This is a genomic window from Brevibacterium sp. BDJS002, from assembly GCF_028201555.1.
GTDB lineage: Bacteria > Actinomycetota > Actinomycetes > Actinomycetales > Brevibacteriaceae > Brevibacterium > Brevibacterium aurantiacum.
In genome coordinates, this window is sequence record NZ_CP116392.1 from 2,239,240 (window position 1) to 2,263,024 (window position 23,785).

A 23,785-nucleotide genomic window follows, 5' to 3' on the forward strand; every position below is an offset into this window, starting at 1 on the left:
ACTACCGTGGTTTCGTTCCCACCCCACTTTCTCTAGGAGACGCATGTACGACTGGCTGGTCGCCGCTGTGCTCGGCATCGTTCAGGCACTGACGGAATTTCTCCCGATCTCATCCTCTGCACATGTGCGCATCGTCGGAGAGTTCATGCTGCCGGGCCAGGACCCGGGAGCGTTCTTCACCGCCATCATCCAGATCGGCACCGAGGCGGCTGTCGTCGTCTACTTCTGGCGCGACATCGTCTCCATCATCTCCAAATGGTGCAAGGCGCTGGTCGGAAAGCATGACCGCAAGGACCCGGAGGTCCGGCTCGGCTGGCTGATCATCGTGGGCTCCATCCCCATCGTCATCCTGGGTCTGCTCTTCCAGGACGCTATCGAAGGTGCCCTGCGCAGCCTGTGGATCACCGCGACCATGCTCATCGTCTTCGGTCTCATCATCGGCCTCGCCGACTGGGTGGGCAAGAAGGAACGCACTCTCGAGGATATGACCTGGGGCCAGGGCATCGCCTACGGCTTCGCCCAGGCGCTTGCCCTCATCCCCGGAGTCTCGCGGTCCGGCGGCACGATCATGGCTGGACGCTTCATGGGCTTCGACCGCCCGGCAGCCGCCCGCTATTCGTTCCTGCTCGCCATCCCGGCCGTCCTGGGCTCAGGCTTCTATTCCGTCTTCCAGACGCTGGGCAGCACGGACATGGTCATCGGCTGGGGCCCGACGATCCTCGCCACCATCATCGCCTTCGGACTCGGACTCCTCGTCATCCATTGGTTCCTCGGATACGTGAAGACGAAGTCGTTCGCGATCTTCGTCTGGTACCGCGTGGCCCTGGGCCTCGTGCTCTACGTTCTGCTGGGCACCGGCGTTCTCGCCGCCACCTGAGCCACCGCCGCCACCCGAGCCATCGGATAACGACCCAAGGGGTCAAGCCGAGAGAAGGGCGGTCACAGCAGCTGCGGTGACCGCCCTTCAGCGATTCAAGGAACCTTCAATGCTTCAAGGAACGAACTTCAGCGCAGCCCTCCGCCGCCCGGCGTGTTCCCCTCGGCCAGCCCTGCGGCGGTGATCGACATTGCACTCAGCACGGGTCGGGGTCCTGAGTAGTCGATGACGGTGAATGAGCCCGGTGCCACGCTGATGCGCTGAAAGTCGTCGAGCGGCATGGCCAGCGCGTCGGCGATGAGCGCCTTGATGATGTCTCCATGAGAGACGAGCATCGCCCACCGGCTGGTGCTGGTCTTCTTCTCATCGGAGTTTGGGTCTCGCTGCTTCTCGTCGTCGCGCTCTTCATTACGCAGCTCCTCGACGACGGTCGCTACGCGTGCGACGGCACGCTCAGCCGCCTCGGCGATGGACTCTCCGCCGGGGAAACGTGCTTGGGATGCATTGTCGATGACGGTCTTCCACAGTTCTTCACCACCGAGGTCCTTGAGACTGCGTCCCGTCCACTCCCCGTAGTCGAGCTCGATGAGATCGTCGACGGCTGCCACGGTGTCGGCGCTGATCGTCTCCCGCGCGATCTCTGCGGTCTGCTCACACCGCAGAAGCGGCGAATGCAGCAGGCGGGAGAAGTGTTGGTTCGGGAGCATCCGCAGGGTCTCACGAAGGGCGCTGATACCCTGATCGGTCAGCGACACGCCGGGAGCGCGCCCGGCGAGGATCCCTGCTGTGTTCGCACTGGATACGCCGTGCCTGAGGAGAACGATGACGGGCATGCCATCAACCCTAGCCCAGATCATCTACAGTGGGCCTATGAAACGTCAGCGTCCGGCCATGACCTATGAGTTTCGCAAGGTCTCGTTCTCCAGAGATACACCCCGCTCGGTCAGTCTTCAGGAACTCAACGATGAGGCCGAATACGGCAAGTGGGAGCTTGCCCGAACCCGGATCTCCATGGGCGGCACCAAGACCGTCTGGCTGCGTCGCAAGATCATGCCTCTGACGTTGAGCAGCTGACACCACACCTGTGAAATCACCCGCTGCGCTTCTTCCTGTCCTCTTCGCCGGCCTCGTCACCATCGTGGCCGGCGGTGCCATGTCGCTCCAAGGTCGCGCCAACGGCCTCCTCGGCCCGGTTCTGGGCCATTCGGTCTTCGCCGCGCTCGTGTCCTTCATCGTCGGGCTCATCCTCGTGGGGACGACGATGCTGTGTTCCTCGCGCTCTCGGACCGGTGCGCGGACTCTGATCCGCTTGGTTCGCAGCCGTGCGATGCCGTGGTGGATGCTCCTCGGCGGGCTCAGCGGCGGCCTCGTCGTCATCGCCCAAGCCTCGACCGTCCCGATCATGGGCGTCGCAATGTTCACGATGGCCTTTGTCTCCGGTCAGGTCACCGGTGGCCTTGCCGTCGATTCCACACGCCTCCCGCCGGGCGGGAAACAGCGCCTGACGATCCTCCGGGTCTTCGGGGTCATCGTCGTCATCGCGGCCCTGGTCTACGGCGCCTCAGAGAGACTCACGCTCGGAGTCCCCCTGTGGGCTCTGCTTCTGCCCTTCGTCTCCGGTGCTCTGACCTCCGTGCAGCAGGCGTTCAACGGACGGATCAAGTCAGCCACCGGGTCGGTCATCGTGGCCACCACTGTGAACTTCGCGGTGGGGTTCCTCGCGCTTCTCGTGGCCGCCGGGGTCATTATGCTCAGCGGAGTGTCCTGGGCCGGCTTCCCGACGGAACCGACTCAGTGGTGGATGCTGCTCGGCGGAGCCTTCGGAGTCATCTTCATCGGGCTGACCGCTCTGACCGTGGCCAAACTCGGTGTCCTCCTGCTCAGCCTGTTCTCGCTGTTCGGGAATCTCCTCGGCGCACTGCTGCTTGATCTCCTGCTGCCGATTCCCGGATCCCTGGTGAGCACCACGACGGTCCTCAGCGCCGCCCTGGTGCTCGTCGGAATCGCGATTACGATTATGCCTTCATCAGGAAATCGCCCAGGACCCTCGCCCCGAACTTGAGCGCCGAAATCGGCACCCGCTCGTCGACGCCGTGGAACATGGCTGGAAAGTCGAGATCGCCGGTCAGCTGCAGTGGGGCGAACCCGTAGCCGGTGATTCCCAGCTCCGCCATGGACTTGTTGTCGGTGCCGCCTGAGAGCGTGTAGGGCAGAACCTTCGCTGTGGGATCGTCATCGAGCAGGCTCTTCTGCATCTGAGCAACCAGCGGGGTGTCGAAGGGGGCCTCCAGTGCGTCCCCCTCGTCATTGGCCTCGATGTCGATGCCCTCCCCCGCGAGCTCCTTGATCTTGAGCATCACATCCTCGTGCTGACCCGGCAGGGTGCGGCAGTCGACGTAGGCGGTGGCCGTGCCCGGGATGACGTTGTGCTTGTAGCCGGCGTTGAGGAATGAGGGATTCGAGGTGTTCTGCAGGGTGGGTGCGACGAACTTCTCGACCGAACCCAGTTCAGCCAGGAGCTCACCGATCGTATCGGCACGAAATTCGATTCCGGTGATCTCTGCGACGCCCTCGAGGAGCTGCCTGGTGGCCACCGGGATCTCCTGCGGCCATGGGTATTCGCCGATGCGCGCGATAGCCGCGGCGAGACGCGTCACCGGATTGTCGTCGTTGCGCTGGGAGCCGTGGCCGGCCGTCCCATGTGCGATGAGGTTGAGCCAGGCGAGTCCCTTCTCAGCTGTCTGGACGAGGTAGACGCGCTGACCTCGGACATCGACGGAGTAGCCGCCGACCTCGGAGATCGCTTCGGTGGCACCGGAGAAGAGCTCCGGGTGATTGCGAACCATGTACCGGGCGCCGTAGTTGCCCCCGGCTTCCTCATCGGCGAAGAAGGCGATGATGAGATCACGACGGGGACGCAGCCCCTGGCGCAGCATGTCTCGGACGGCGGCGATGATCATCGCGTCCATGTCCTTCATGTCAACGGCCCCGCGACCCCAGAGCAGCTCATCCTTGATGACACCGGCGAAGGGGTCCACGCTCCAATCCTCGGCTGCCGCCGGGACCACATCGGTGTGGCCGTGGACGACGAGCGCGTCGGCATCTGGGTCTGTGCCCTTGATCCGTGCCACCAGCGAGGCCCGTCCCGGTTCCGATTCGATGATGGTGGACTCCAGGCCCACCTCGTCGAACCAGGCGGCGATGAGATCCGCGGCAGGGCGTTCAGGATTGACCTTGTTGCCGCCCCAGTTCTGGGTGTCGATGCGGATGAGCTGCTGGCACAGGGAAGTGACCTCGGCTTCGGCGGCGCTGAAATCGTACACGGTGTCTCCCGTCGGATCGGTGGAAATGCGCTGACGTGATCCACGTTATAGCACCCGCGTCGACAACACCGGAGATGTCCGGCAATCTTGAGAGTTGACGGCCAGTCGTGATGCTCACCAAGCACCCGGGGGGTGAATGAGAAACGGCCTCCGGATCAGATCCGGAGGCCATTTCCTCTGTTGTGCGCGAAGGGGGACTTGAACCCCCACGCCCGATAAGTTGGGCACTAGCACCTCAAGCTAGCGCGTCTACCAATTCCGCCACTCGCGCTGGCAACAGAGATTACTTTACACGCGACTTTCGGCCGTGCAAAATCAGATCGGTCGATTGTGACGCACGGCACTCAACTGATTGCGCTGAGCTCCTCACCGGCGCCTGCACAGGCTCATTCGCGAAGTTCTGAGACCTCGGAGAGGATGTGCGGCTTGCCGGACTTGAGGTCGAAGACAGCGAACTTCGCGGCCTCATGCCGACGCCCCTCGGTGATCGCGAAACCGACCGTCGACGGCAGCAGCACGGGCTTGGCAAAGGACACGTCCCACCGGTAGGAGCTCAGCCTCGTATCGACCGCAGACAGGGCACGCGAAGCGCCGTACATTCCGTGGGCGATGAGGCGCGGGAAGCCGAAGCCCTTCGCCGCGAGTCCGTTGAGGTGGATCGGGTTGTAATCACCCGAAGCGTGGGCGTAGCGCTGCCCGATGATCGGATCGAGTCGCCACAATGCGGTCGGCTCAGGAGCCGTGAACTCCTCCCGCGGTGGCTGCGGCTTCGATTCGGCATTGGGCAGCTTCTTGCCCTTGGCCAGATAGGTCGTGGTCTCGCGCATGCGCAATTCGCCCTCGACCTTGGCCTCGACGATGACCTCGACCGTGGTTCCAGCAGAATGCTGGAACGGACCGGCCAACTCCACATGGAAGTCGACGCTGTCACCGACATGTACGGCGCCGAGGCTGTCGATGCGGTTGTGGACATGGACCATGCCCATCATCGGCAGCGGCACCTCGGGGTCACCGAGGAGCTGCATGCTCAACGGAAACGCAAGCACGTGGAGGTAGCCGGGATGGACGGTGTTGCCCAGACCGGCGCCGACGACGGTGGTGAACCCGGCGTAGGCATCGGCCTCGATCGGCATACTGCGATCCAGGGCGCGGGTGGGCAGATCAGGACTCGTGCGTGTGCCCAACGGCAGTGCCTTGAGCACGGCCTTCGCGTAGAGCGGCAGCATGGATTCCTTCGCCATCACGCACCCACCATGTTCTGGCCGCACACGCGCAGTGTCGAACCGTTGATGCCCCTGGCCCCCGCCGAGGCGAGGAAGCCGATGGTCTCGGCCACGTCGACAGGGTGTCCTCCCTGCTGGAGGCTGGAGAGCCTGCGGGCGACCTGGCGGGTCAACGCCGGCATCTTGGCGGTCATATCGGTTTCGATGAAGCCGGGGGCCACAGCGTTGATCGTGCCGCCGAGCTTCGCGAAGTCCGACGCCGAGGCGGCTGTGAGTCCGATGACCCCGGCCTTCGACGTCGCATAGTTCGTCTGTCCGCGGTTGCCCGCAATGCCCGAGGTCGAGGCCAGTGACACGACCTGAGCACCCTCAGCGAACAGCCCCTTGGCCTGCAGGTGGGCGTTGATCCGGGCCTGGGAGGCGATGTTGACGGCGATGACGGAGTTCCAACGGGAGGCATCCATGTTCGCCAGCATCTTGTCACGGGTGATTCCGGCGTTGTGCACGAGGATGTCGACCGGTCCGCCGACAGCCTCGGCGATCTTCTCCGCCGCGGTGTCTGTGGTGATGTCGAGCTGGAGGGACCTGCCGCCGACTTCGTTCATCACCTCAGCCAGTGCCTGCCCGGCCTGGGGCATGTCGACGCCGATGACGTGGGCTCCGTCGCGGGCCAGGTTGCGTGCGATCGCAGCGCCGATTCCACGGGCGGCACCGGTGACCACAGCGGTGCGCCCGGCCAGCGGCCCAACGTCACCGGTGGACAGGAATTCCTTCATCCCGATCGGTGTGCCGGCCTGAGTCGAGACGGTGATGAACTGCCCCGAGACATAGGCTGATTTGCCGGAGAGCAGGAACCACAGCGCGGTGGCCACGGAGGGAGCCTGGACATCCACGCCGTCGAGGAGGATGCCGTTGGCGGTCGCTCCGCTGCGCATCTCGTGAGCCATCGACCGTGTCAGGCCGGTGATTCCCTGAGTCGCTGCCGCGAGCTCCGGGCTCTGCTGCTCAGGCTTGGGGGCTGCTGAGACTGTGATGACCCGACCGCAGCGGGCCAGTGATCGCAGTGCCGTTCCGATCTCAAGCACGGTCTCAGACAGGTCTGCGGGGGCTGACGCGTCATCGAAGACGGCGATGATCGCTCGCAGGGACTCCCCCGAGCTGGCATGGCGCCGAACTTCAAGACCGTTGTCGAGCAGCAGATCTGCCAGCTTCTGTGCCTCAGGCCCGGATCCGAGGACGAGGACCGGCTTCCGGTGGTAGTCCGCCGGTGTCGAGTCGAAGCGGTGCAGTTCGACCGGCTGGGGCAGGCCCAGGGTCTTCGCGACCTGCTTCAGTGGGCCGTTGACCAGGCCCAGGTAGGTGTCTTTCATGCTGCCTCCACAATCGCGGTGAGTCCCTGGCCGCCTGCTGCGCAGATCGAGACCAGCGACCTCTTCTTGCCTGTGAGCTTGAGGTACTTCGCGGTGGAGGCGATGATGCGTCCACCGGTCGCCGCGAACGGGTGTCCGGCGGCGAGGCTCGAGCCCAAGGGGTTGAGTTTGCTGCGGTCGATGGATCCCAGTGCCCCGTCGAGGCCTGCCTTATCGCGGCAGAACTTCTCCGATTCCCATGCCGCCAGGTGGCTGAGGACTGTCGAGGCGAATGCCTCGTGGATCTCGAAGACGTCGAAGTCCTCGAAGGTCAGGCCGTTGCGGGCCAGCAGGCGCGGGACTGCGTAGGCCGGAGCCATGAGCAGACCCTCGGCACCGTCGACGAAGTCAACTGCAGCGGCTTCGGCGTCGACGAGGCGAGCCAGGGGTGTGAAGCCGTGCTCGCTTGCCCAGTCCTCGCTGCCGAGCAGGACGGAGGAGGCTCCGTCTGTCAGCGGCGTCGAGTTTCCGGCAGTCATCGTGGCCGGAGTGCTCAGCTTCTTGCCGAAGACAGGTGAGAGCTTGGCCAAGGACTCGGCGGAGGAATCCGCGCGCATGTTCGTGTCCCGGCTGACGCCGAGGTACGGAGTCGAGAGGTCATCGAAGAATCCCTCGTCCCAGGCGCGGGCGAGGTTGTGGTGAGAGGCCAGAGCCAGAGCGTCCTGGGCCTCGCGGGTGATCTTCCACTCGGCGGTGGTGATCGCCTGGTGTTCGCCCATGCTCATGCCTGTGCGCGGCTCAGCTGTCGACGGAGCCTGCGGAGCCAGGTAGGCGGGACGGATCTGCGCGGCGATCTTCGCCCGCTGCGCAAGTGTCTTGGCCCGCGTGAGCTCGAGCAGGATCTCACGCATCGAGTCGTTGACGACGATCGGCGCGTCCGACGCTGAGTCCACACCCGATGCGATGCCCGACTCGAGCTGGCCGGCGTTGATCTTGTTGTTGAGGCTGACCACGGTCTCAAGGCCGGTGGCGCAGGCCTGACCGACGTCGAATGCGGGAGTGGTCGGCGACAGGGCGGAGCCGAGCACCGCCTCACGAGTCAGGTTGAAGTCCTTCGAATGCTTCAGGACAGCACCGCCGGCGACTTCACCGATGCTCTCTCCGGCGAGGCCGAAGCGGGCCACGAGTCCGTCGAGGGCGCTCGTGAGCATATCGAGGTTGCTTGCTTTGGAGTACTGCTTGTTCGAACGAGCGAACGGAATGCGGTTGCCGCCGAGGATGACAGCGCGCTGATTGGGAGTGGACATTTGCACCTCCGGTATATGGATTTAACTGTTACAGACAGTACCTGATACCGTCTGTCACATGAAATCGCTCACAGATGGTCGGTCCACTCGGTGGCAGCAGCATCGCGACCTCAGGCGCCGAGAACTGCTGCGCGCCGTCCGGCATGTCGTCGACGAGCACGGAGACGAGCTGTCGATGGAGCAGATCTCGGAGTATTCGGGCACCACCAAGTCCGTGCTCTACAGGTATTTCACGGATCGTGCCGGACTGCAGGCGGCAATGGGCGAATGGGCGATGGATGTCATCGCCAAGTCACTCGATGACGCAACAGCAGCCTCGGCGCAGGATGCACTCACCAAGATGATCCATGCCTTTGTCGCGCTCGCCGCAGAATCACCGAATATCTACCGATTCTGCGATACGGCAGTCAACCGCTTCGCACCGACGGAGACCGGCGGGTTCTTCAACTCGATCGCCGGCCTCCTCGCCGAGAGGCTGTCCCTGGAAGGAACGCAGGGACGCCTCTGGGCAGCAGGTGCGATCGGGTTCGTGCGTGCCGCAACCGAAAGCTGGCTGGCCGATCCCAGCCGCCCCGATGAATTCGCCACCGCAATCAGTGAATGGCTCTGGGCCTCGTTGCCCGCAAAACTAGGAGTAGACGAATGAAGCTTTCCCTTGATCCACAGGCGATCAACAATGCCCTCGATGGCCGGTGGGCCGAGGCTCGGCGCCAGGGCAGGACCCTGGCACTCGAAGAGATCACGCATGAAGATCCCGCCGATGACCTCGAGACCACGCGGGCGAAGACGCTCGCCGGGGTCGAGCTCATGGCCGACACCGGGCTGCCGATGGTGGCGCTGCCGCCCGCACTCGGCGGCCGCAACGAGCATGCGACCAATATCGCCAGCTTCGAGGAGACAGTCACAGCCTCACCCAGCCTGCAGGTCAAGGCCGGCGTCCAGTTCGGACTCTTCGGCGGAGCGATCCTGCACTTGGGCAATGCCGAACAGCACGACGCGTGGCTGGTCGCGGCGCAGACGGGCAAGCTGCTGGGCTCGTTCGCGATGACGGAGATCGGTCACGGCTCAGATGTGGCCGCGGTCGGGACCACGGCAACCTATGAGGTCGACAAGGACGAGTTCGTCATCGACACGCCCTTCCGTGCCGCGACGAAGGAATACATCGGCAATGCAGCCCGCGATGCCCGTGCCGCAGTGGTCTTCGCTCAGCTCATCACCAACGGCGTCAACCACGGTGTGCACGCATTCTTCGTGCCGATCCGTGACGAGGACGGCACCATCCTGCCGGGAATCAGCATTGAAGATGACGGCTACAAGGGTGGCCTCAAGGGCGTCGACAACGGTCGGATCGTCTTCGAACAGGTCCGGATTCCTCGCTTCAATCTGCTCGATCGCTACGGTGCCGTGGATGCTGACGGGAAGTACACCTCCCCCATCGACTCCCCCGGACGCCGCTTCTTCACCATGTTGGGAACCCTTGTCCAGGGTCGTGTCTCCCTTGACGGTGCGGCCATCGTGGCGTCGAAGCTGGCGCTGGACATCGCCGTGCGCTACGGGCTCGAACGCAAGCAGTTCACCACTGTCGACGACATCAACGAGACCACCCTGCTGGACTACCAGCAGCACCAGCGCCGCCTCATGCCGGCCATCGCCTCGGTCTACGCCTCGGCCTTCGCCCACGAGAAGCTGCTCAACTCGTTCGAAGAGGTCTTCTCAGGCGCCGACGAGAGTGAAGAGAACCGGGCCCTGCTCGAAACCCGTGCAGCGGCGTTCAAGGCCGACACGACCTGGATGGCCCTCGACGTCATCCAGGAATGCCGGGAAGCGTGCGGCGGTGCCGGTTACATGGCCGAGAACCGTCTGGTGGGACTGCGCGCCGACCTCGACATCTATGCCACCTTCGAGGGAGACAACACCGTGCTCCTGCAGCTGGCAGCCAAGCGCCTCCTCGGCGACTATGCGAAGGAATTCGCCAATATCGATGTCGGCGGGGCCGCCCGCTACATCGGCACCCAAGCAGCCGAGCACACGCTCTACCGGACCGGACTGGCAAATGCGGGACTGGCCATCTCCGATGTCTTCACCCCCAACCTCGGCGAGAAGCGGATCCGGTCCGGACGCCTGCAGCGTTCGCTGCTGGAGACCCGGCTCGAAGTCATGGTCTCCGGCCTCGCGCAGGCACTGCGCCCGGCGATGAAGATGTCGGCGGCAGACGCGGCCGACCTGTTCAATTCCAATCAGCATGAGTTCATCGAGATGGCTCGTGCCTACGTTGAGCTGGAGAAGTGGAAGGCCCTCGACGAAGCGATGAGGGAGCAGCAGGACCCCGACCAGAACAAGCTGTTCCGGCGTCTGCGCGATACGTATGGTCTCAGCCTCATCGAGAAGCATGTGGGCTGGCACCTCATGTACGGTCGCCTGCCGATGCTGCGTGCCCGTCAGCTCAACGAGACGCTCAATCGCCTGTGCGCGAAGCTCTCGGCGAATGCTCTGGACCTGGTGGACGCCTTCGGCTACGGCGATGACCATCGTCGCGCCACGATCTCGACCGGCGTTGAGGCCGAGCGACAGGACGAAGCCGCGGACTACTACCGTCACTCCCGCGCCCAGGAAGACTATGCGGTGCCGGAGAAGCAGCTGCGTAAGGCCGAAAAGGCAGCGAAGAAGGCAGCCGAGAAGGATGCTCGCAAGGCGAAGGCCGGGAAGTAGAAGCCATCACTTCCGGTGAGTCCTGACAGGCAACTAGTCCTGACAGACAGTGAGAGGGCCGTGCGGCGAATCAGCCGCACGGCCCTCTCATGTGTTGTGCCCGGCGTGTTGTGCCCAGGCAGGCGATCAGGTGTCGAGGAAGCCCTTGAGTGCCGTCGAGACAGCCTCGGTTTCGGTGAGGAAGCCGTCATGGCCGATGCCGGAGTCGATGACGTGATGGGTCACGTCTCCGGGCAGGTTCTGGGCGAGAAGTTCGACCTGCGCGGGCGGGAACAGCCGATCCGAGGAGACGGAGACAACGAGGTTGTCGACACAGGCATCGGCCAGTGCAGTCGTCAGATCGTGTGAGCGACCGATGCGCACATCGTGGTCGCGCAGGGCTCGGGTGAGCACGACGTAGCTGTGCGGGTCGAACCGTGCGGTGAGCTTCTTTGCCTGGTGGTCGAGGTACGAGGTGACTTCGTAGTAGTCAGGCGATCGGCGTCGCCGGGAGAATCGGTTGTTGAGGTCGACATCGTTGCGGTACGTCAGGTGGGCGATCTGGCGTGCCAGACCCAGCCCCTGTGCGGGGAAGGCCCCGACCGCGGTGTAGTCACCGGAATAGTAGTCGGGGTCGAGCTCGATCGCGCGCTCCTGCATCATCGCCCAGGCGATCTGATCGGCTTCGCAGAAGGCCGGTGCTGCGATGATCGCGCACTTCTTCACCTTGCGTTTGTCGAGGAGCGCGAATTCGAGGGCTCTGGCTCCGCCCATCGATCCGCCGATGACGGCATGCCAGGAGTCGATGCCGAGGATCTGAGTCAGATTGTGTTCCAGTCGGGCCATATCGCGGATGGTGACCTGAGGGAATCTGGATCCGTAGGGCAGCCCGTCGTCATAGACAGACTGCGGTCCGGTGGTTCCCGAGCACCCGCCGAGCGAATTCGCGCACACCACGAAGTATTTCTCGGTGTCGATCGCCTGCCCCGGACCGACGATGCCTGCCCACCATTCGGTGACGCTGGTGTCGCCGGTCAGGGCGTGTTCGACCAGGATCGCATTGCTGCGCTCCGTGTTGAGTGTGCCGAAGGTCTCATAGGCGACTTCGACAGTTCCGAACGTGTGTCCGGATTCTGTGACGAAGCCCAGGATTCGCTCGACGGAAGTGCTCTGGGTGGTCATGTCAGGCGGCGGCCGATGCGATCGCTGCGGCAGCGGCGAAGCCCTTGTCGAGGTCGGCGATGATGTCGTCGCTGCCTTCGAGTCCCACGGACAGACGCACGAAGGCAGGGTTCACGCCGGCGGCGGCCTGTGCCTTTTCGTCCAGCTGGGCATGGGTCGTCGATGCCGGGTGGATGACCAGCGAGCGGACGTCGCCGATATTGGCCACGTGGGAGTGCAGTTCAAGTGCGTCGACGAATGCCACGGCGGCGTCGAAGCCTCCGGCGATGTCGAAGCCGAGGACCGATCCGACACCGTTGGGCAGGTACTTCTTGGCCTTGTCGTGCCAGGGGCTGGACTCGAGTCCCGCGAAGGCGACCCGGCTGACCTGGTCGTGGCTTTCGAGGTAGGAGGCGATCTTGTTCGCGTTCTCGACGTGGCGGTCGATGCGCAGGCTCAGGGTTTCGATTCCCTGGGCGATGAGGAATGCGTTGAACGGGCTGACGGCCGGTCCGAGGTCGCGCAGACCCTGCACACGGGCCTTGAGGCCGAAGGAGACGTTTGCGCCGAAGGCCGAGTCCGCGCCGAGGTCGCGAGCGTAGACCAGACCGTTGTAGGACTCATCTGGGGTGTTGAAGCCGGGGAACTTCTCCGGCTGTGTGCCGTAGTCGAAGTTTCCGCTGTCGACGACGACACCGGCGATCGAGTTGCCGTGTCCGCCGAGGTACTTGGTGGCCGAGTGGAGGACGACGTCGGCACCGTGCTCGATCGGGCGCACCAGGTAGGGGGTGGCCAGGGTGTTGTCGGCGAAGAGCGGAACACCGGCTTCGTGGGCGATGTCAGCCACTGCGGCGATGTCGAGGACATCGGAGCGGGGGTTGGAGACAACCTCGGCGAAGAAGAGCTTGGTGTTGTCCTTCGCTGCTGACTTCCAGGCCTCGAGGTCGTCGACGTCGACGAAGGTGGTTTCGATGCCCAGCTTGCGCAGGGTCACGTGAAGCAGGTTGTAGGTTCCGCCGTAGAGGCTGGAGCTGGCGACGATGTGGTCACCGGCTTCGGCGATGTTCGTGATCGCCAGCAGGGCTGCCGACTGACCTGAGGCCGTGAGCACGGCGTGGACGCCGCCTTCGAGGTCGGCGATGCGGTTCTCCACGACCTCGGTGGTCGGGTTGGTGATGCGGGTGTAGATGGGGCCGAGCTCGGCCAGGGCGAAGCGGTTCGCGGCCGTCTCATTGCTGTCGAAGACGAACGAGGTGGTCTGGTGGATGGGCAGCGCCCGGGAGCCCGTGGCCGGGTCCGGTGTCTGGCCAGCATGGATCTGACGAGTTTCGAATGACTGGGTCATGATGTGTCTCCTTCGGGTACGGGTGAGTCGCCCGTGGTGGTCCGCGCGATTGTTTGTGGTGATGTCACTACTGTCTTCGACTCTGTGACTTCCCCGATGCGATCTCGTCATGTTCATGTCACCTGGCGTCATGTTTCGTCACACCACTAGTTTTCGCAGCGCTCACACCGCCAGTCCCCTCAGCGGAAGTTGCGGGCCTTGGTCGGCAGCTGCACCTCGAGTGGGATGAGCTTGTGCGCGTAGAGGCTCACGACCTCTCCTCCGCGTTGGATCAGCCCGGTGACCACGAGTGCGTTGCGTGAGGTTGCGATCGGCCTGAACCTCTTCATCAGCCCGGCAGTGGCCACGACGTTGAGCATCCCGAATTCGTCCTCGAGGTTGATGAATGTGATTCCCGAGGCGGTGGCCGGGCGCTGTCGGTGGGTGACGATGGCGGCCACCGTCATCCGAGTCCCGTCCGCGGCCGCAGCGGCATCAGCCGTCGAGGCATAGCCGCGTTCGATCAGGGACGCTCGCAGGATCTCGGTCGGGTATCCGTCGACGGTGATCCCGGTGGAGAAGAGTTCTGCCAGGGTCGTATCGAAGGCGTCCATGGTCGGCAGGGTCGGTGCCGAGGAGATCGTGGCGGTTCCCGGCAGCACGCCCGGGTGTGCTCCCGCGACCCCACCGGCCAGCCACAGTGCCTGCCTGCGATCGAGGTCGAAGCAGCTCAGCGCCCCCGCGGTCGCGAGTCCTTCGAGGCCCTGTTTGCCGATCCCGGTGCGTTCGGCCAGGTCCGCCACCGAGGTGAATGGTGCCTTCGCGCGTTCGGTCACGATCACCTCGGCGAAGGAACCGACATGTGACACCGAATCCAATCCCAGCCGGATCCCGAACTCGCCCGAGTCTCCGGTGCCATCGGACTCGAGTCGTTCCAGGTCGCTGCCAGCCATTGAGTGGCGGATGTCCACGGGCAGGATTCTCACCCCGTGTCGGCGGGCGTCGGCGACGAGGGACTGCGGCGAGTAGAAGCCCATCGGCTGACTGCGCAGCAGGCCGACGGTGAATGCCGCATGGTGGTGGTATTTGAACCAGGCCGACTGATAGACGAGGTTGGCGAAGCTGATCGCGTGGGATTCGGGGAATCCGTAGTTGGCGAACGCGGCGATCGTGGAGAAGATGGACTCCGCGGTCTCCTCGTCGACTCCGTTGGCCGCAGCGCCTGTTTGGAACTTCTGGGCCAGCTCGGCCATCCGCTTCTCTGATCGTCGCGATCCCATCGCCTGCCGCAGCTGGTCGGCATCGGCCCCGGTGAAGCCGCCGACGTCGATGGCCATCTGCATGAGCTGCTCCTGGAACAGCGGCACCCCGTAGGTCTTGGCCAGGGATTTGCGCAGCAGCGGGTGGAGGTACTCGACCTTGTCCAGGCCCTGCCGTCTGCGGATGTAGGGGTGGACGGAACCGCCTTGGATGGGGCCGGGCCGAATGAGGGCGACCTGAACGGCGAGATCATAGAACGTCTCCGGGCGCAGGCGGGGCAGGGTCGCCAGCTGAGCCCGTGATTCGACTTGGAAGACGCCCACCGCATCGGCCTTCTGCAGCATCGTGTAGACGGCTTCGTCCTCGTCGTCGATGTGGGCGCGTTCGATGAGCTCGCCGGTGTGCCGGTGGACCAGGTCGACCATCTCGTGGAGTGCGGTGAGCATGCCCAGTCCCAACAGGTCGAACTTCACCAGGTCCATGACGGCGCAGTCGTCCTTGTCCCATTGGACGACGGTGCGATGGCCCATCGTGGCCTTCTCGATCGGAACGACCTCACCGATGGGACGATCGGCGAGGATCATGCCGCCGGAGTGGATGCCCAGGTGACGGGGTGAGCCCAGCAGGTCATCCGCGATCGTGAGCACAGGCGCGGGGACCGGGGAATCCTCCGCCTCGGGCAGGGTCGACCAGCGGTTGCTGGCCTTTGAGAACGCATCCTGCTGCCCCGGTTCGTAGCCGAGGCTGAAGGCCGCGTCACGGATGGCTGATTTCGCCCGGTAGGTGATGACGTTGGCGACCTGGGCCGCCCGCTCACGGCCGAAGTGGTCGTAGACGTATTGGATGACTTCTTCGCGCCTGCCCGATTCGATGTCGATGTCGATGTCCGGATAGCCCTTGCGGTCCGGTGAGAGGAAACGGTCGAAGAGGAGTTCGTGCTTGACCGCGTCGACGGCGGTGATGTCGAGGACATAGCAGACCGCGGAGTTCGCCGCCGAGCCTCTCCCCTGGCAGAAGATGGCCACCCGATGGCAGAACTCGGTGATGTCGTAGACGATGAGGAAGTATCCGCAGAATCCCAGCGTCGCGATCATGTCCATCTCCCGATCCAGCTGGGCCCAGGCCTTCGGGTTCTCTGCTCGGGTCCCGTAGCGCCTGGCACCGCGATCTTCGATGAGCTCACGCAGATATTCCTCGGCCCCACGGTCATCAGGCATCGGCGCACGCGGCAGATCCGGGCGGGCCGAGTTCAGGACGAAGGAGCATTCCCGGCCGATGGCCACCGCGTTCTCCAACGCCTGACGCGGGAAGCGTGCCGCCATCTCCTCCCCCGTGTGGATCCGAGCGTTCGCCGTCGCCGGCAGCCACCCGGCCAGTTCGTCGAGGGACAGCCTGGACCTCACCGAGGCCCGCACCTGGGCTGACTTCCACTGCGCCCGAGTGGCGAAATGGACGCTGTTGCTGGCCACGATCGGCAGGTGGGTGCGCTGAGCCAGGTCGCCGAGGTGGCGCAGCCGTTCATCGTCATCCGGAGTCCCATCCCGGCTGAGTTCAACCGCGAGGCGGTCGGCTCCGAAGAGCGCGATGAGTTTGCGCAGGGCACCGAGTCCCCCGTCCGGGTCATTCAGGGCTCGACGCAGGGGGCCTTTGCGGCAGCCGGTGAGAATCGTCCAGTCACCGCTCATCGCTGCCAGTTCCTCGAGGCCGAACACCGGTCGGTTCTTCTCCCCCGCCAAGTTGGCCTCGGTGATGGCCATCGAGAGTCGGTGGTATCCCTCTACTCCACGAGCAAGGACCAATAGGTGGGTGGCATCGGGATCGGTCTGGCCGGGGATCTTCTCCTCCAACCCCACGGACAGCTCAGCACCGAAGACGGTGGGCAGACCCACCTCGGCAGCGGCATGGGCGAACCGCACCGCACCGTAGAGACCGTTGTGGTCGGTCAGCGCTAGGGACGTCAGCCCCGCGGCGGCACCGGCGGCCACGAGCTCTTCGGGGTCGGAGGCTCCATCGAGGAAGCTGAACTGGGAATGCACATGCAGCTCCGCCCATTCGACGCTCGAGGTGCGCAGGATGGGGCCTTGACCCGGTCCCGAATAGCGGCCGGCACCGTCGGAGCCGCCAGGACCCACCGACACCTGATGCCGGTCGGGGCGAGAGAAGGCGGGCGCGTCAGATCCGTCAGCGTGTTCGTCAACCGATTGCCTGTTGACCGTCTGCCTGTCGGTGACCTGTTTGCGGTTGGCCTGTTTGCCCTCCAGCCGCTGGGCCAGCTGGGACCAGGGGGTGCGCGGATTCGAAAAGCCCATCAGCGGTTCAGCTCCCTCATCAGCGGTATCGGCCGGTGATGTGCCACTGGCCGTTCTCTTTGCTCAGCAGCAGTGCCTGTCCCGAGTCTGTGACGACCTGCAGACGGGTCCGATAGGTGGCTTTCGCCGGATCCCACCAACCGGATTCCACGGGCCAGGAGCCCGAATAGTCAACGATTGTCTCGGTGGCTCCGGTCGGAAAGCGGATCGCGTACGGTGCCGATTCCAGGCCTGCGGGGCGAGCCCCCACCGAGCGACCTCCCACGGCAAGCACATCGACGGGCAGGTTCTCAACCGTCGTCGGTCGGGGTGCATGCAGTGCCCCAGGCCAGGGTGCCCCGGGGCTGCGCACCGGTGATGCTGCCTGCTGCCACGGCGTCCACAGGTTCGTCTCGGCCGGATCCCATCCGCCCTGCAGCCCCGGGACCAGAACCGCGTCGGGGCCGAACAGTCCCTGCAGCCGCTCCAGCGTGTGGGTGACCTGCCCGGTGTTCTCATCGAACAGGCTCTTCGTCGCCCCGATGGGGGTGGTCAGCTCCGCGGCCACAAGGCTCAGAGCGATGATGCCCTCCTCGGAGAAGTCCTCCGGGTCGGGGCCGGGCTCGTCGGGAGCCGGCGTCTCCCTATCCTGGCTGCTCTTGCTGTCTTTGCGGTTCTTGCGGGAAGGGACTGAACCCTGCTGAGGTGAGGCCGGTCCTTTTCGAGTGCTTCCGGCCAACCATCCTTCTGCCTGCCACCGCAGACGATCGGCGATGGTGTTCTCGTTCATGTCCTCGATCCGCCAGGTCCGCTTCGAGGACTGTCCCGAGACGGCGATGAGCTCGATCGTGATCTGTGTGCACACGAGCCCCCGGCGGCGCACCGTACTCAGCAGGTCGGCGGCGAGCTGGCGGGTCAGGAATCCCAAGGTGTCACTGCGGGTCGTCGGCTCGTCCAGACCGAGTTCGACGGTGAGCTTCTCCTCCCGGACATGATCGCTCAAGGGTGCCCATTCGACGCCTGTGGCCAGATCGTGAGCGTGTTTGCCCAGCGCCCCGAACCGTGAGTTCACCGCCCGCACGTCGATTCCGGCCAGATCTCCCAAGGTGCGCAGGCCCAGCTGGTGAAGGTGTCGATGAGTTCGGTCGCACCTGCCCCCGCATACTCGAGGGTGCTGATCGGCTGGGCGGCCAAGAACTCTGCAGTCTCCCCCGGCTCGACCCGCCGCGCCTGCCCCGCGGCGAGGACTGCTGCGAAGAAGGTGTCGGCGATGCCGGGGAAGAACTCCCACCCGGTGACCGCCACCAGCGCGGAGATCAGAGCCTCAACGGCGCTGGGCTCATCGGCATAGCCGTGCTTGAGCGAGTCGAGGGGAATGGCGAGCGTGCCGGGGCTGAGCAGAGTGAACCGTGCCACGAGTTCCTCGAGCGCTCCGACTCCTGCGGAGAAGTGTCGGTTGTCTGTCTCTTCATTCCAGGCCACCACTTGGGCTTCGGGACAGCGATATCCGACCGCGCGCTTGTTGTTGCCCAACGCGATTCCGGCGGCACGAGCAGGCGCGTTGGCCGCAACGACCTTGCCCCCGCTGAGCACCGCTACCGGAGTGCGCGGGCTGAACTCGTGCTCGGTCGCGGCGGCCACGGCGGACCAATCGGGAACGGTGAGAACGAGCGTGCGACGACCCTCGGCGCTCGCGGCGGCAGGCGCACTGTCGCTATCTGCTGGGTCGCTGCGCACCGCCGTGGGGTTGGGGTTCTTCTGCCTTGCTGCGGCTTCAGCTGACACTGCGGATCACCGGCCGTTCGAATGTTCCCTCAGTCGGGGTGCGTGGTGGTGCTTCGCTGGGAGTTCCGTCCGGTCCGGGCAGCAGGAACCGGTGGACGCCGGTCTGGGATCGGGCCTGCACGAGGCAGGATCGGAGACGTCCATGGCCGTGTTCTGTGCCCGACCACTGCGTGTCGGTGATGGTGATCTGCTCCGTGCTGCCGGGCATCGAGGTCAGGCTGATGAAGCTGATCTTGCGTTCGCGCACCTTCGCCAGCAGCCGGGCGCGTTCGCCGGCACTGGGCAGAAATCCTGGATCGACGACGAGGACGTCGAAGGATTCGATGAGGATGGAGGCCACACGCAGCCAGTCTTCGGCCGGGGTGACAAGGTTGACGAAGTGGTCGAGGTCAACACCCAAGTCGGCGATGGATGACACGGCCGGTTCACCGAGTCCGATGCCTGCACACCATTTCTGTTCTTGGGTTGCCATGGCGATCGTGGCCAGGGCGCAGCTGAGGGATTGGCCTCCGGTCAGTGTCACGATCTCACCTCGGGGAAGACCACCTCGGCGGAACATCGGGGCCAGCACCGGGTCCACGGGGCGAGGAACGAGCCCATCGAACAGAGCAGTAGCCGTGGAGATACCCATCTCCCGGCTGAGCTGTTCAACGAGTGGCACTGCAGACATGACATCCATTATCGAACTAGTGTTCTAAATAGGCAAGATTTACGCGGCCGTATTGTCCGCCCGGGCGTGTCGCCATTCCGCCTCAAACGGATCGGCCGGCGTCTTCTTCATCATGGTTCTCACCCTTCTTCTTCGGCCTTCACAGCCGCTCGGTCCGGGAGTCCCCCTGACCTCGAACCGTGCCTTCACCATACGAGGAGCCACTGACACGTGATCGGAATCATCATGTGCGAGAGAAGACTTTCAATCCACCTCATTCTATTTTGTTTCGTCTGTTGAATATCCCAGTTCGATATGATTGGAATCTCACGCACACAGGCGTCCCCGCGGAGACGCTCCGCGCTCGACCCGGACCGCCTCGGCGGTAGGCTGACTGCATGAGCGATGGGACCAACGAGACCACACACCCGGCTCGGACAGGCTCACAGGAACAGGTCGAGACGGCAGCCAGGGAGTGCGCCACCCGAGCCTCCTATGATGCGATCGCGGAGACGTACACAGACTGGATTTCTGCCGAGCTCACTGCGAAGCCGCATGACCGTGCGGTCCTCGGCGCCTTCTCCGAACTCGTGCTCTCCACAGGACATTCCGAGACCCTTGAGATCGGGTGCGGCCCAGGTCGGATCACGGCATTCCTTGCCGCCCTGGGGCTGAGCCCCTCTGGCCTCGACCTCTCCCCCGCGATGATCGCCCAGGCAACTCGCCTCTACCCGAACCTTGACTTCACCACCGGGTCGATGACCGCGCTGCCGAACCTCGACAACAGCGTCTCCGGACTCGTCGCCTGGTATTCCATCATCCATATTCCCGATGAGTCCCTGCCCACCGTATTCGCCGAGGCGGCACGAGTGCTGCGTCCGGGAGGGTGGTTCCAACTGGCCTTCCAACTCGGTGACCGCGTGGATCATCAGGCCCAGGCCGCCGGCTTCGACGTCGATCTCGACTTCCACCGCCGATCGATCGAACAGGTGCTCACGATCGCCGAAGACCATGGGTTCACGCCCGTGACCCGCATCGAACGCGAACCCGATCGTTCCGGCCCGTTCCCCGAGTCGACCCGCCAGGGCTATCTGCTCGTTCGACTCGCGACCACATCCTCGGACTCGCAGTAACCAAGCTCGTGGACCGGCAAGCGGGCGATCAGTGACAAAATGGGTGTCATATGAACATCGACATCGTCTTCCACACACCCGAGATCCCCGGCAACACCGGCAACGCCATCCGATTGGCCGCGGTCACGGGTGCCCACCTCCACCTCGTCGAGCCCTTGGGCTTCGACCTCTCCGATGCCAAGCTGCGTCGCGCGGGACTGGACTACCACGATCTGGCCCACGTCACGGTCCATGCGTCTCTGACGGATCTGTGGAACCACCTCGGCGAGCGTCGGGTCATTGCGTTCACGACCCACACGGATCAGTCCTTCGCCGAGGTGGACTACCGTGACGGTGATGTCCTCCTCTTCGGTCAGGAGTCGACGGGTCTGCCCGATTCCGTCGTCGACGATGACCATGTGGATCTGTCCGTGCGCATCCCGATGCTGCCGTCGAGGCGGTCGCTCAATCTTGCCAATTCCGCGTCGATCGCGATCTACGAGGCGTGGCGGCAGCAGGGATACACCGGCGCCTGAACGCGCGTAGACTTCTGCCCGACAGCAATTCCCGAAAGGACCACTATGACCTCCAAAGTGCTCACGATCGCCGGTTCCGACGTCTCCGGCGGAGCTGGACTCGAAGCCGACCTGAAGATGTTCGAAGAATACGGCGCATTCGGCACCGCCGCTGTAACCTGCATCGTCACCTTCGACCCGAATGACGGCTTCAGCCACGTCATCGAATTCATCGACCCCGAGGTCGTGACCAGGCAGCTCGAATCGACGCTGGCCGTGCACACGTTCGATGCGATCAAGTCGGGCATGCTCGGGTCCGTGGAGAACGCTCTCGTCCTGGCTCAGAAGCTGAAGACCAATGAGCTGCCCTATGTCTTCGACCCCGTCCTCGTCTGCAAGGGTGCGGGCACAATGGTCGACCTCAAGGATCTCTTCGTCGACAACCTCGTGCCTTTGGCCACGGTCATCACCCCGAACCTCGAAGAGGCCGCCACGTTGGCCGGACTCGAGCCCATCGATTCGGTTGAGGGCATGGTCGAGGCCGCGAAGATCATCCACGCCCAGGGTGCGAAGAACGTCGTCGTCAAGGGTGGTGCACGTCTGGCCGGTGAAGATGCCATCGACATCGTCTTCGACGGTGAGAGCATCACGACGCTGCGCTCACGCAAGGTCAATGAGAAACTCGTCAACGGTGCAGGCTGTTCCTTCGCCTCATCCATCGCCGCTGGCATCGCCACTGGCTTGAGCATCCAGGACGCGGTCGTCTCGGCGAAGGAGAAGGTCGCTCACGGCATCGCAAACTGCCTCGACAACGCCACCGGCGTGGCCTCACTGTTCCACCCCGCGGCACGGACTCAGCCCTCACCCGAGGTCCGGGTCACGGTGGACTGACCCGAGCGTCCGAACCAGAGCGTCTCGACCAGCAGGAGACAGAGAACTGCCCCGCACACCAGCTCAGGTGTGCGGGGCAGTTCGCATGAGTCATGCGTGACGGTCGGAACCGTCGGGTCGGTCGAAACCGACAGGGGGTCAGCGCTTGCCGAAGCCCTTGTAGCGATCCTTGAACTTCTCGACGCGGCCTGCGGAGTCGAGGATGCGCTGCTTTCCGGTGTAGAACGGGTGCGATGCACTCGAGATCTCAACGTCGATGACTGGGTAGGTGTTGCCATCTTCCCACTCGATCGTCTTGTCGCTCTTCGCGGTCGAGCGGGTGAGGATCTTGGTTCCCGACGACAGATCGTTGAACACGATCGGTGCGTATTCCGGGTGGATGTCCTTTTTCATATTCTTACCTTTGCTGAATCCGCTCAGGCGCCTGGTATGGGTCGACCCATCCGCCAGTGCCCGAATTCGTCTGCTGGACACGCCCCGTACCGTAGGAACCGGACACGAAGCGACAGTCCAGTCTATCTGATGGACCGGCCCAAAGCGATTCCCGCACCGTCTCCTAAACTGTGGCCATGAACACCAAGGAACGCATCTCCGCGCAATTCGACCTCACGCCCGCCGCAACCGCTCCCGACCTCATGGCCGCATCGACCGCCGAGGCGCTGTCGTCGATCGCCGGCGAGGTCCACGCGTTCGCCATCGATCCGCAGATCGCCGACACAGCCGCCCTGCTCGATGCCACCGGGCTGGGACCCGAAACCTCGGCGAACTGTGTTCTCGTCGCCGGTTCGCGCGCCGGTGAGGAGCGCATCGCCGCCTGCATGGTGCTCGCGAACACCCGTGCCGATGTGAACAAGCGCGTGAAGAAACTCCTCGACGTGCGCAAGGCCTCGTTCCTGCCCATGGACCGTGCGGTCGGCGAATCGGGGATGGAGTACGGCGGCATCGGGCCCATCGGTCTGCCTGCCGACTACCGGATCCTCATCGACTCACGCGTCGCCGAGGCCAAAGAGCTCATCATCGGTTCAGGCATCCGTGGTTCCAAGCTCATCCTCTCCGGTGCGGCGTTGGCATCGCTTCCCACCGCCGAGGTGGTCGAGGGTCTCGCGAACGAGATCAGCTGAGATTCTCGGTCAGCTCAGGTCGTCGGTCAGCTGAGGTCGTCGGTCAGCTCAGTCCTGCCTTGTCGAGCACGAAGTCGATGAGTGGTTCGTAGAGGTAGGGCACGACGTCGTCATCGAGAGGGACGGTGACCTCGATGGCTCTCTGCGCCTCGGCGACGAAGAGGGCCGGATCGTTGCAGTCCGCGTAGCCCAGCGTGCGCAGTCCCCGTGTCGAGGCCGCACCTGCCCACCCATGATCGGCCACGATCAGGTCGGGGGCGGCGCCACCTCGGCAAGTGATGTCATCCAGCAGTGCGTGCATGGGTTCGGCGAGGTGAGTGTGCGGGGTCCCACCGTGCTGGTGCCAGGTCCACACGCGGTTGATCTGCCGGCAGTCGCCGCCGAGTCCCGGAACCGGAACGGCGTTGGCCTGGTGCATGATTGTGGCGCCGCCGGCATCAGCGGCCGCGGCGATGGCCATGTGCACGGGAAGCAGGCCCGCGGGATGACCGGTGGCGAAGAGTATCTCTCCCCCGGCACGAGTGACCTCGCCGATAGCCACGGCTACACGCTCGAGGGCATCGATGCAGCGTTGCGTCGAAATCGTGTCCACACCCTCGACGAAGTCCGTTTCGGGACGCAGCCCGCACCGGTCGACCATAAGAGCGAACACGGAGTCATAGTCCCAATCGCGGGTGAGTTCGACACCGAAGTCGAACTGCTTCTCCTGTGCGAGGAACCGGTGGATGTGGGAGAGGTTGTTCTCTCGGGGTGTTCCCACCTCACCGGTGATGCGAGCTGCTTCCAGGGCGTGGGCGAGTGTGGTGCGGTCCACTGGTCTCCTCTTGTGCGGTCACGTGCGCCAAAGTCACGACGAAAATGGTCATGAAAACGGCAGGACAATGTCTGTCTCCAGTCTCCCACAGCCGGTCT

Annotated in this window: 22 protein-coding genes and 1 tRNA gene; 9 read left to right on the forward strand and 14 right to left on the reverse strand. The window is 64.3% G+C overall.

Annotation, left to right across the window (positions count from 1 at the left end):
- Positions 1 to 43 precede the first annotated feature (43 nt).
- Entirely contained in the window at positions 44 to 877 is an 834-nt protein-coding gene (locus PGC08_RS10525; protein ID WP_009881309.1) for an undecaprenyl-diphosphate phosphatase, read from the forward strand.
- A gap of 128 nt (positions 878 to 1,005) precedes the next feature.
- Here PGC08_RS10525 and PGC08_RS10530 read toward each other — a convergent pair whose 3' ends face one another.
- Positions 1,006 to 1,710, reverse strand: a complete 705-nt coding sequence (locus PGC08_RS10530; RefSeq protein ID WP_009881310.1) for a histidine phosphatase family protein — start codon at positions 1,708 to 1,710, stop codon at positions 1,006 to 1,008.
- A gap of 37 nt (positions 1,711 to 1,747) precedes the next feature.
- Here PGC08_RS10530 and PGC08_RS10535 point away from each other — a divergent pair, with 37 nt between their 5' ends.
- Complete coding sequence (locus tag PGC08_RS10535; protein ID WP_029416462.1) at positions 1,748 to 1,951, forward strand: DUF5703 family protein; 204 nt, start codon at positions 1,748 to 1,750, stop codon at positions 1,949 to 1,951.
- A gap of 10 nt (positions 1,952 to 1,961) precedes the next feature.
- Positions 1,962 to 2,939, forward strand: a complete 978-nt coding sequence (locus PGC08_RS10540) for a DMT family transporter (protein ID WP_193078193.1) — start codon at positions 1,962 to 1,964, stop codon at positions 2,937 to 2,939.
- On the opposite strand, the gene PGC08_RS10545 is transcribed toward PGC08_RS10540, so the two are convergent.
- From PGC08_RS10545 to PGC08_RS10565, 5 genes are all read right to left on the reverse strand, one after another.
- Positions 2,893 to 4,200: a M20/M25/M40 family metallo-hydrolase gene (locus PGC08_RS10545; RefSeq protein ID WP_096160733.1), complete on the reverse strand. Its 1,308-nt coding sequence runs from the start codon at positions 4,198 to 4,200 to the stop codon at positions 2,893 to 2,895. The genes PGC08_RS10540 and PGC08_RS10545 overlap by 47 nt on opposite strands.
- A gap of 183 nt (positions 4,201 to 4,383) precedes the next feature.
- Positions 4,384 to 4,471 (reverse strand) — tRNA-Leu (locus PGC08_RS10550).
- 115 nt (positions 4,472 to 4,586) lie between these two features.
- On the reverse strand, positions 4,587 to 5,441 hold the full coding sequence (locus PGC08_RS10555) for a MaoC family dehydratase (RefSeq protein ID WP_271708401.1): 855 nt from the start codon (positions 5,439 to 5,441) through the stop codon (positions 4,587 to 4,589).
- Complete coding sequence (locus tag PGC08_RS10560) at positions 5,441 to 6,793, reverse strand: 3-oxoacyl-ACP reductase (RefSeq protein ID WP_009881315.1); 1,353 nt, start codon at positions 6,791 to 6,793, stop codon at positions 5,441 to 5,443. Before PGC08_RS10560 ends, PGC08_RS10555 begins: the two co-directional genes overlap by 1 nt.
- Complete coding sequence (locus PGC08_RS10565) at positions 6,790 to 8,079, reverse strand: acetyl-CoA C-acetyltransferase (protein ID WP_096145575.1); 1,290 nt, start codon at positions 8,077 to 8,079, stop codon at positions 6,790 to 6,792. Before PGC08_RS10565 ends, PGC08_RS10560 begins: the two co-directional genes overlap by 4 nt.
- Positions 8,080 to 8,137: 58 nt before the next feature.
- Between PGC08_RS10565 and PGC08_RS10570 the strand changes: the two genes are divergently transcribed.
- Both PGC08_RS10570 and PGC08_RS10575 read left to right on the forward strand, forming a co-directional pair.
- Positions 8,138 to 8,725 carry a TetR/AcrR family transcriptional regulator gene (locus PGC08_RS10570; protein ID WP_271708402.1) on the forward strand — a complete coding sequence of 196 codons (588 nt, stop codon included), beginning with the start codon at positions 8,138 to 8,140 and terminating at the stop codon, positions 8,723 to 8,725.
- Positions 8,722 to 10,788, forward strand: coding sequence for an acyl-CoA dehydrogenase family protein (locus PGC08_RS10575; RefSeq protein WP_101598277.1), 2,067 nt, complete (start codon positions 8,722 to 8,724; stop codon positions 10,786 to 10,788). Before PGC08_RS10570 ends, PGC08_RS10575 begins: the two co-directional genes overlap by 4 nt.
- Before the next feature lie 126 nt (positions 10,789 to 10,914).
- Here PGC08_RS10575 and metX read toward each other — a convergent pair whose 3' ends face one another.
- From metX to PGC08_RS10605, 6 genes are all read right to left on the reverse strand, one after another.
- Entirely contained in the window at positions 10,915 to 11,949 is a 1,035-nt protein-coding gene (gene metX / locus PGC08_RS10580) for a homoserine O-acetyltransferase MetX (protein WP_009881319.1), read from the reverse strand.
- Position 11,950: 1 nt separating this feature from the next.
- The gene (locus PGC08_RS10585; protein ID WP_069600215.1) at positions 11,951 to 13,273 is read right to left on the reverse strand and encodes an O-acetylhomoserine aminocarboxypropyltransferase/cysteine synthase family protein; all 1,323 of its coding nucleotides are present in this window, start codon (positions 13,271 to 13,273) and stop codon (positions 11,951 to 11,953) included.
- 179 nt (positions 13,274 to 13,452) lie between these two features.
- A complete protein-coding gene (locus PGC08_RS10590; protein WP_271708403.1) occupies positions 13,453 to 16,821 on the reverse strand; it encodes an error-prone DNA polymerase in 3,369 nt (1,122 codons plus the stop codon).
- A gap of 19 nt (positions 16,822 to 16,840) precedes the next feature.
- The gene (locus PGC08_RS10595) at positions 16,841 to 17,905 is read right to left on the reverse strand and encodes a hypothetical protein (RefSeq protein ID WP_271708404.1); all 1,065 of its coding nucleotides are present in this window, start codon (positions 17,903 to 17,905) and stop codon (positions 16,841 to 16,843) included.
- The gene (locus PGC08_RS10600; protein ID WP_271708405.1) at positions 17,869 to 18,585 is read right to left on the reverse strand and encodes a Y-family DNA polymerase; all 717 of its coding nucleotides are present in this window, start codon (positions 18,583 to 18,585) and stop codon (positions 17,869 to 17,871) included. Before PGC08_RS10600 ends, PGC08_RS10595 begins: the two co-directional genes overlap by 37 nt.
- A complete protein-coding gene (locus PGC08_RS10605) occupies positions 18,575 to 19,255 on the reverse strand; it encodes a porin (RefSeq protein ID WP_180959470.1) in 681 nt (226 codons plus the stop codon). The genes PGC08_RS10600 and PGC08_RS10605 overlap by 11 nt, the downstream gene beginning before the upstream one ends.
- A gap of 377 nt (positions 19,256 to 19,632) precedes the next feature.
- Between PGC08_RS10605 and PGC08_RS10610 the strand changes: the two genes are divergently transcribed.
- From PGC08_RS10610 to PGC08_RS10620, 3 genes are read left to right on the forward strand one after another with little or no spacing between them, the layout of a single operon-like run.
- Complete coding sequence (locus PGC08_RS10610) at positions 19,633 to 20,367, forward strand: class I SAM-dependent methyltransferase (protein ID WP_009881325.1); 735 nt, start codon at positions 19,633 to 19,635, stop codon at positions 20,365 to 20,367.
- A 50-nt stretch (positions 20,368 to 20,417) separates the two neighbouring features.
- Positions 20,418 to 20,882 carry a tRNA (cytidine(34)-2'-O)-methyltransferase gene (locus PGC08_RS10615; protein ID WP_009881326.1) on the forward strand — a complete coding sequence of 155 codons (465 nt, stop codon included), beginning with the start codon at positions 20,418 to 20,420 and terminating at the stop codon, positions 20,880 to 20,882.
- A gap of 45 nt (positions 20,883 to 20,927) precedes the next feature.
- A complete protein-coding gene (locus tag PGC08_RS10620) occupies positions 20,928 to 21,752 on the forward strand; it encodes a PfkB family carbohydrate kinase (protein WP_096161958.1) in 825 nt (274 codons plus the stop codon).
- A gap of 138 nt (positions 21,753 to 21,890) precedes the next feature.
- On the opposite strand, the gene PGC08_RS10625 is transcribed toward PGC08_RS10620, so the two are convergent.
- Positions 21,891 to 22,145, reverse strand: a complete 255-nt coding sequence (locus PGC08_RS10625; RefSeq protein ID WP_009881328.1) for a type B 50S ribosomal protein L31 — start codon at positions 22,143 to 22,145, stop codon at positions 21,891 to 21,893.
- A 176-nt stretch (positions 22,146 to 22,321) separates the two neighbouring features.
- On the opposite strand from PGC08_RS10625, the gene PGC08_RS10630 reads away from it, so the two are divergent.
- Complete coding sequence (locus PGC08_RS10630; RefSeq protein ID WP_096177774.1) at positions 22,322 to 22,873, forward strand: YbaK/EbsC family protein; 552 nt, start codon at positions 22,322 to 22,324, stop codon at positions 22,871 to 22,873.
- A 43-nt stretch (positions 22,874 to 22,916) separates the two neighbouring features.
- On the opposite strand, the gene PGC08_RS10635 is transcribed toward PGC08_RS10630, so the two are convergent.
- On the reverse strand, positions 22,917 to 23,687 hold the full coding sequence (locus PGC08_RS10635) for a phosphatase (protein ID WP_009881330.1): 771 nt from the start codon (positions 23,685 to 23,687) through the stop codon (positions 22,917 to 22,919).
- Positions 23,688 to 23,785: the final 98 nt, after the last annotated feature.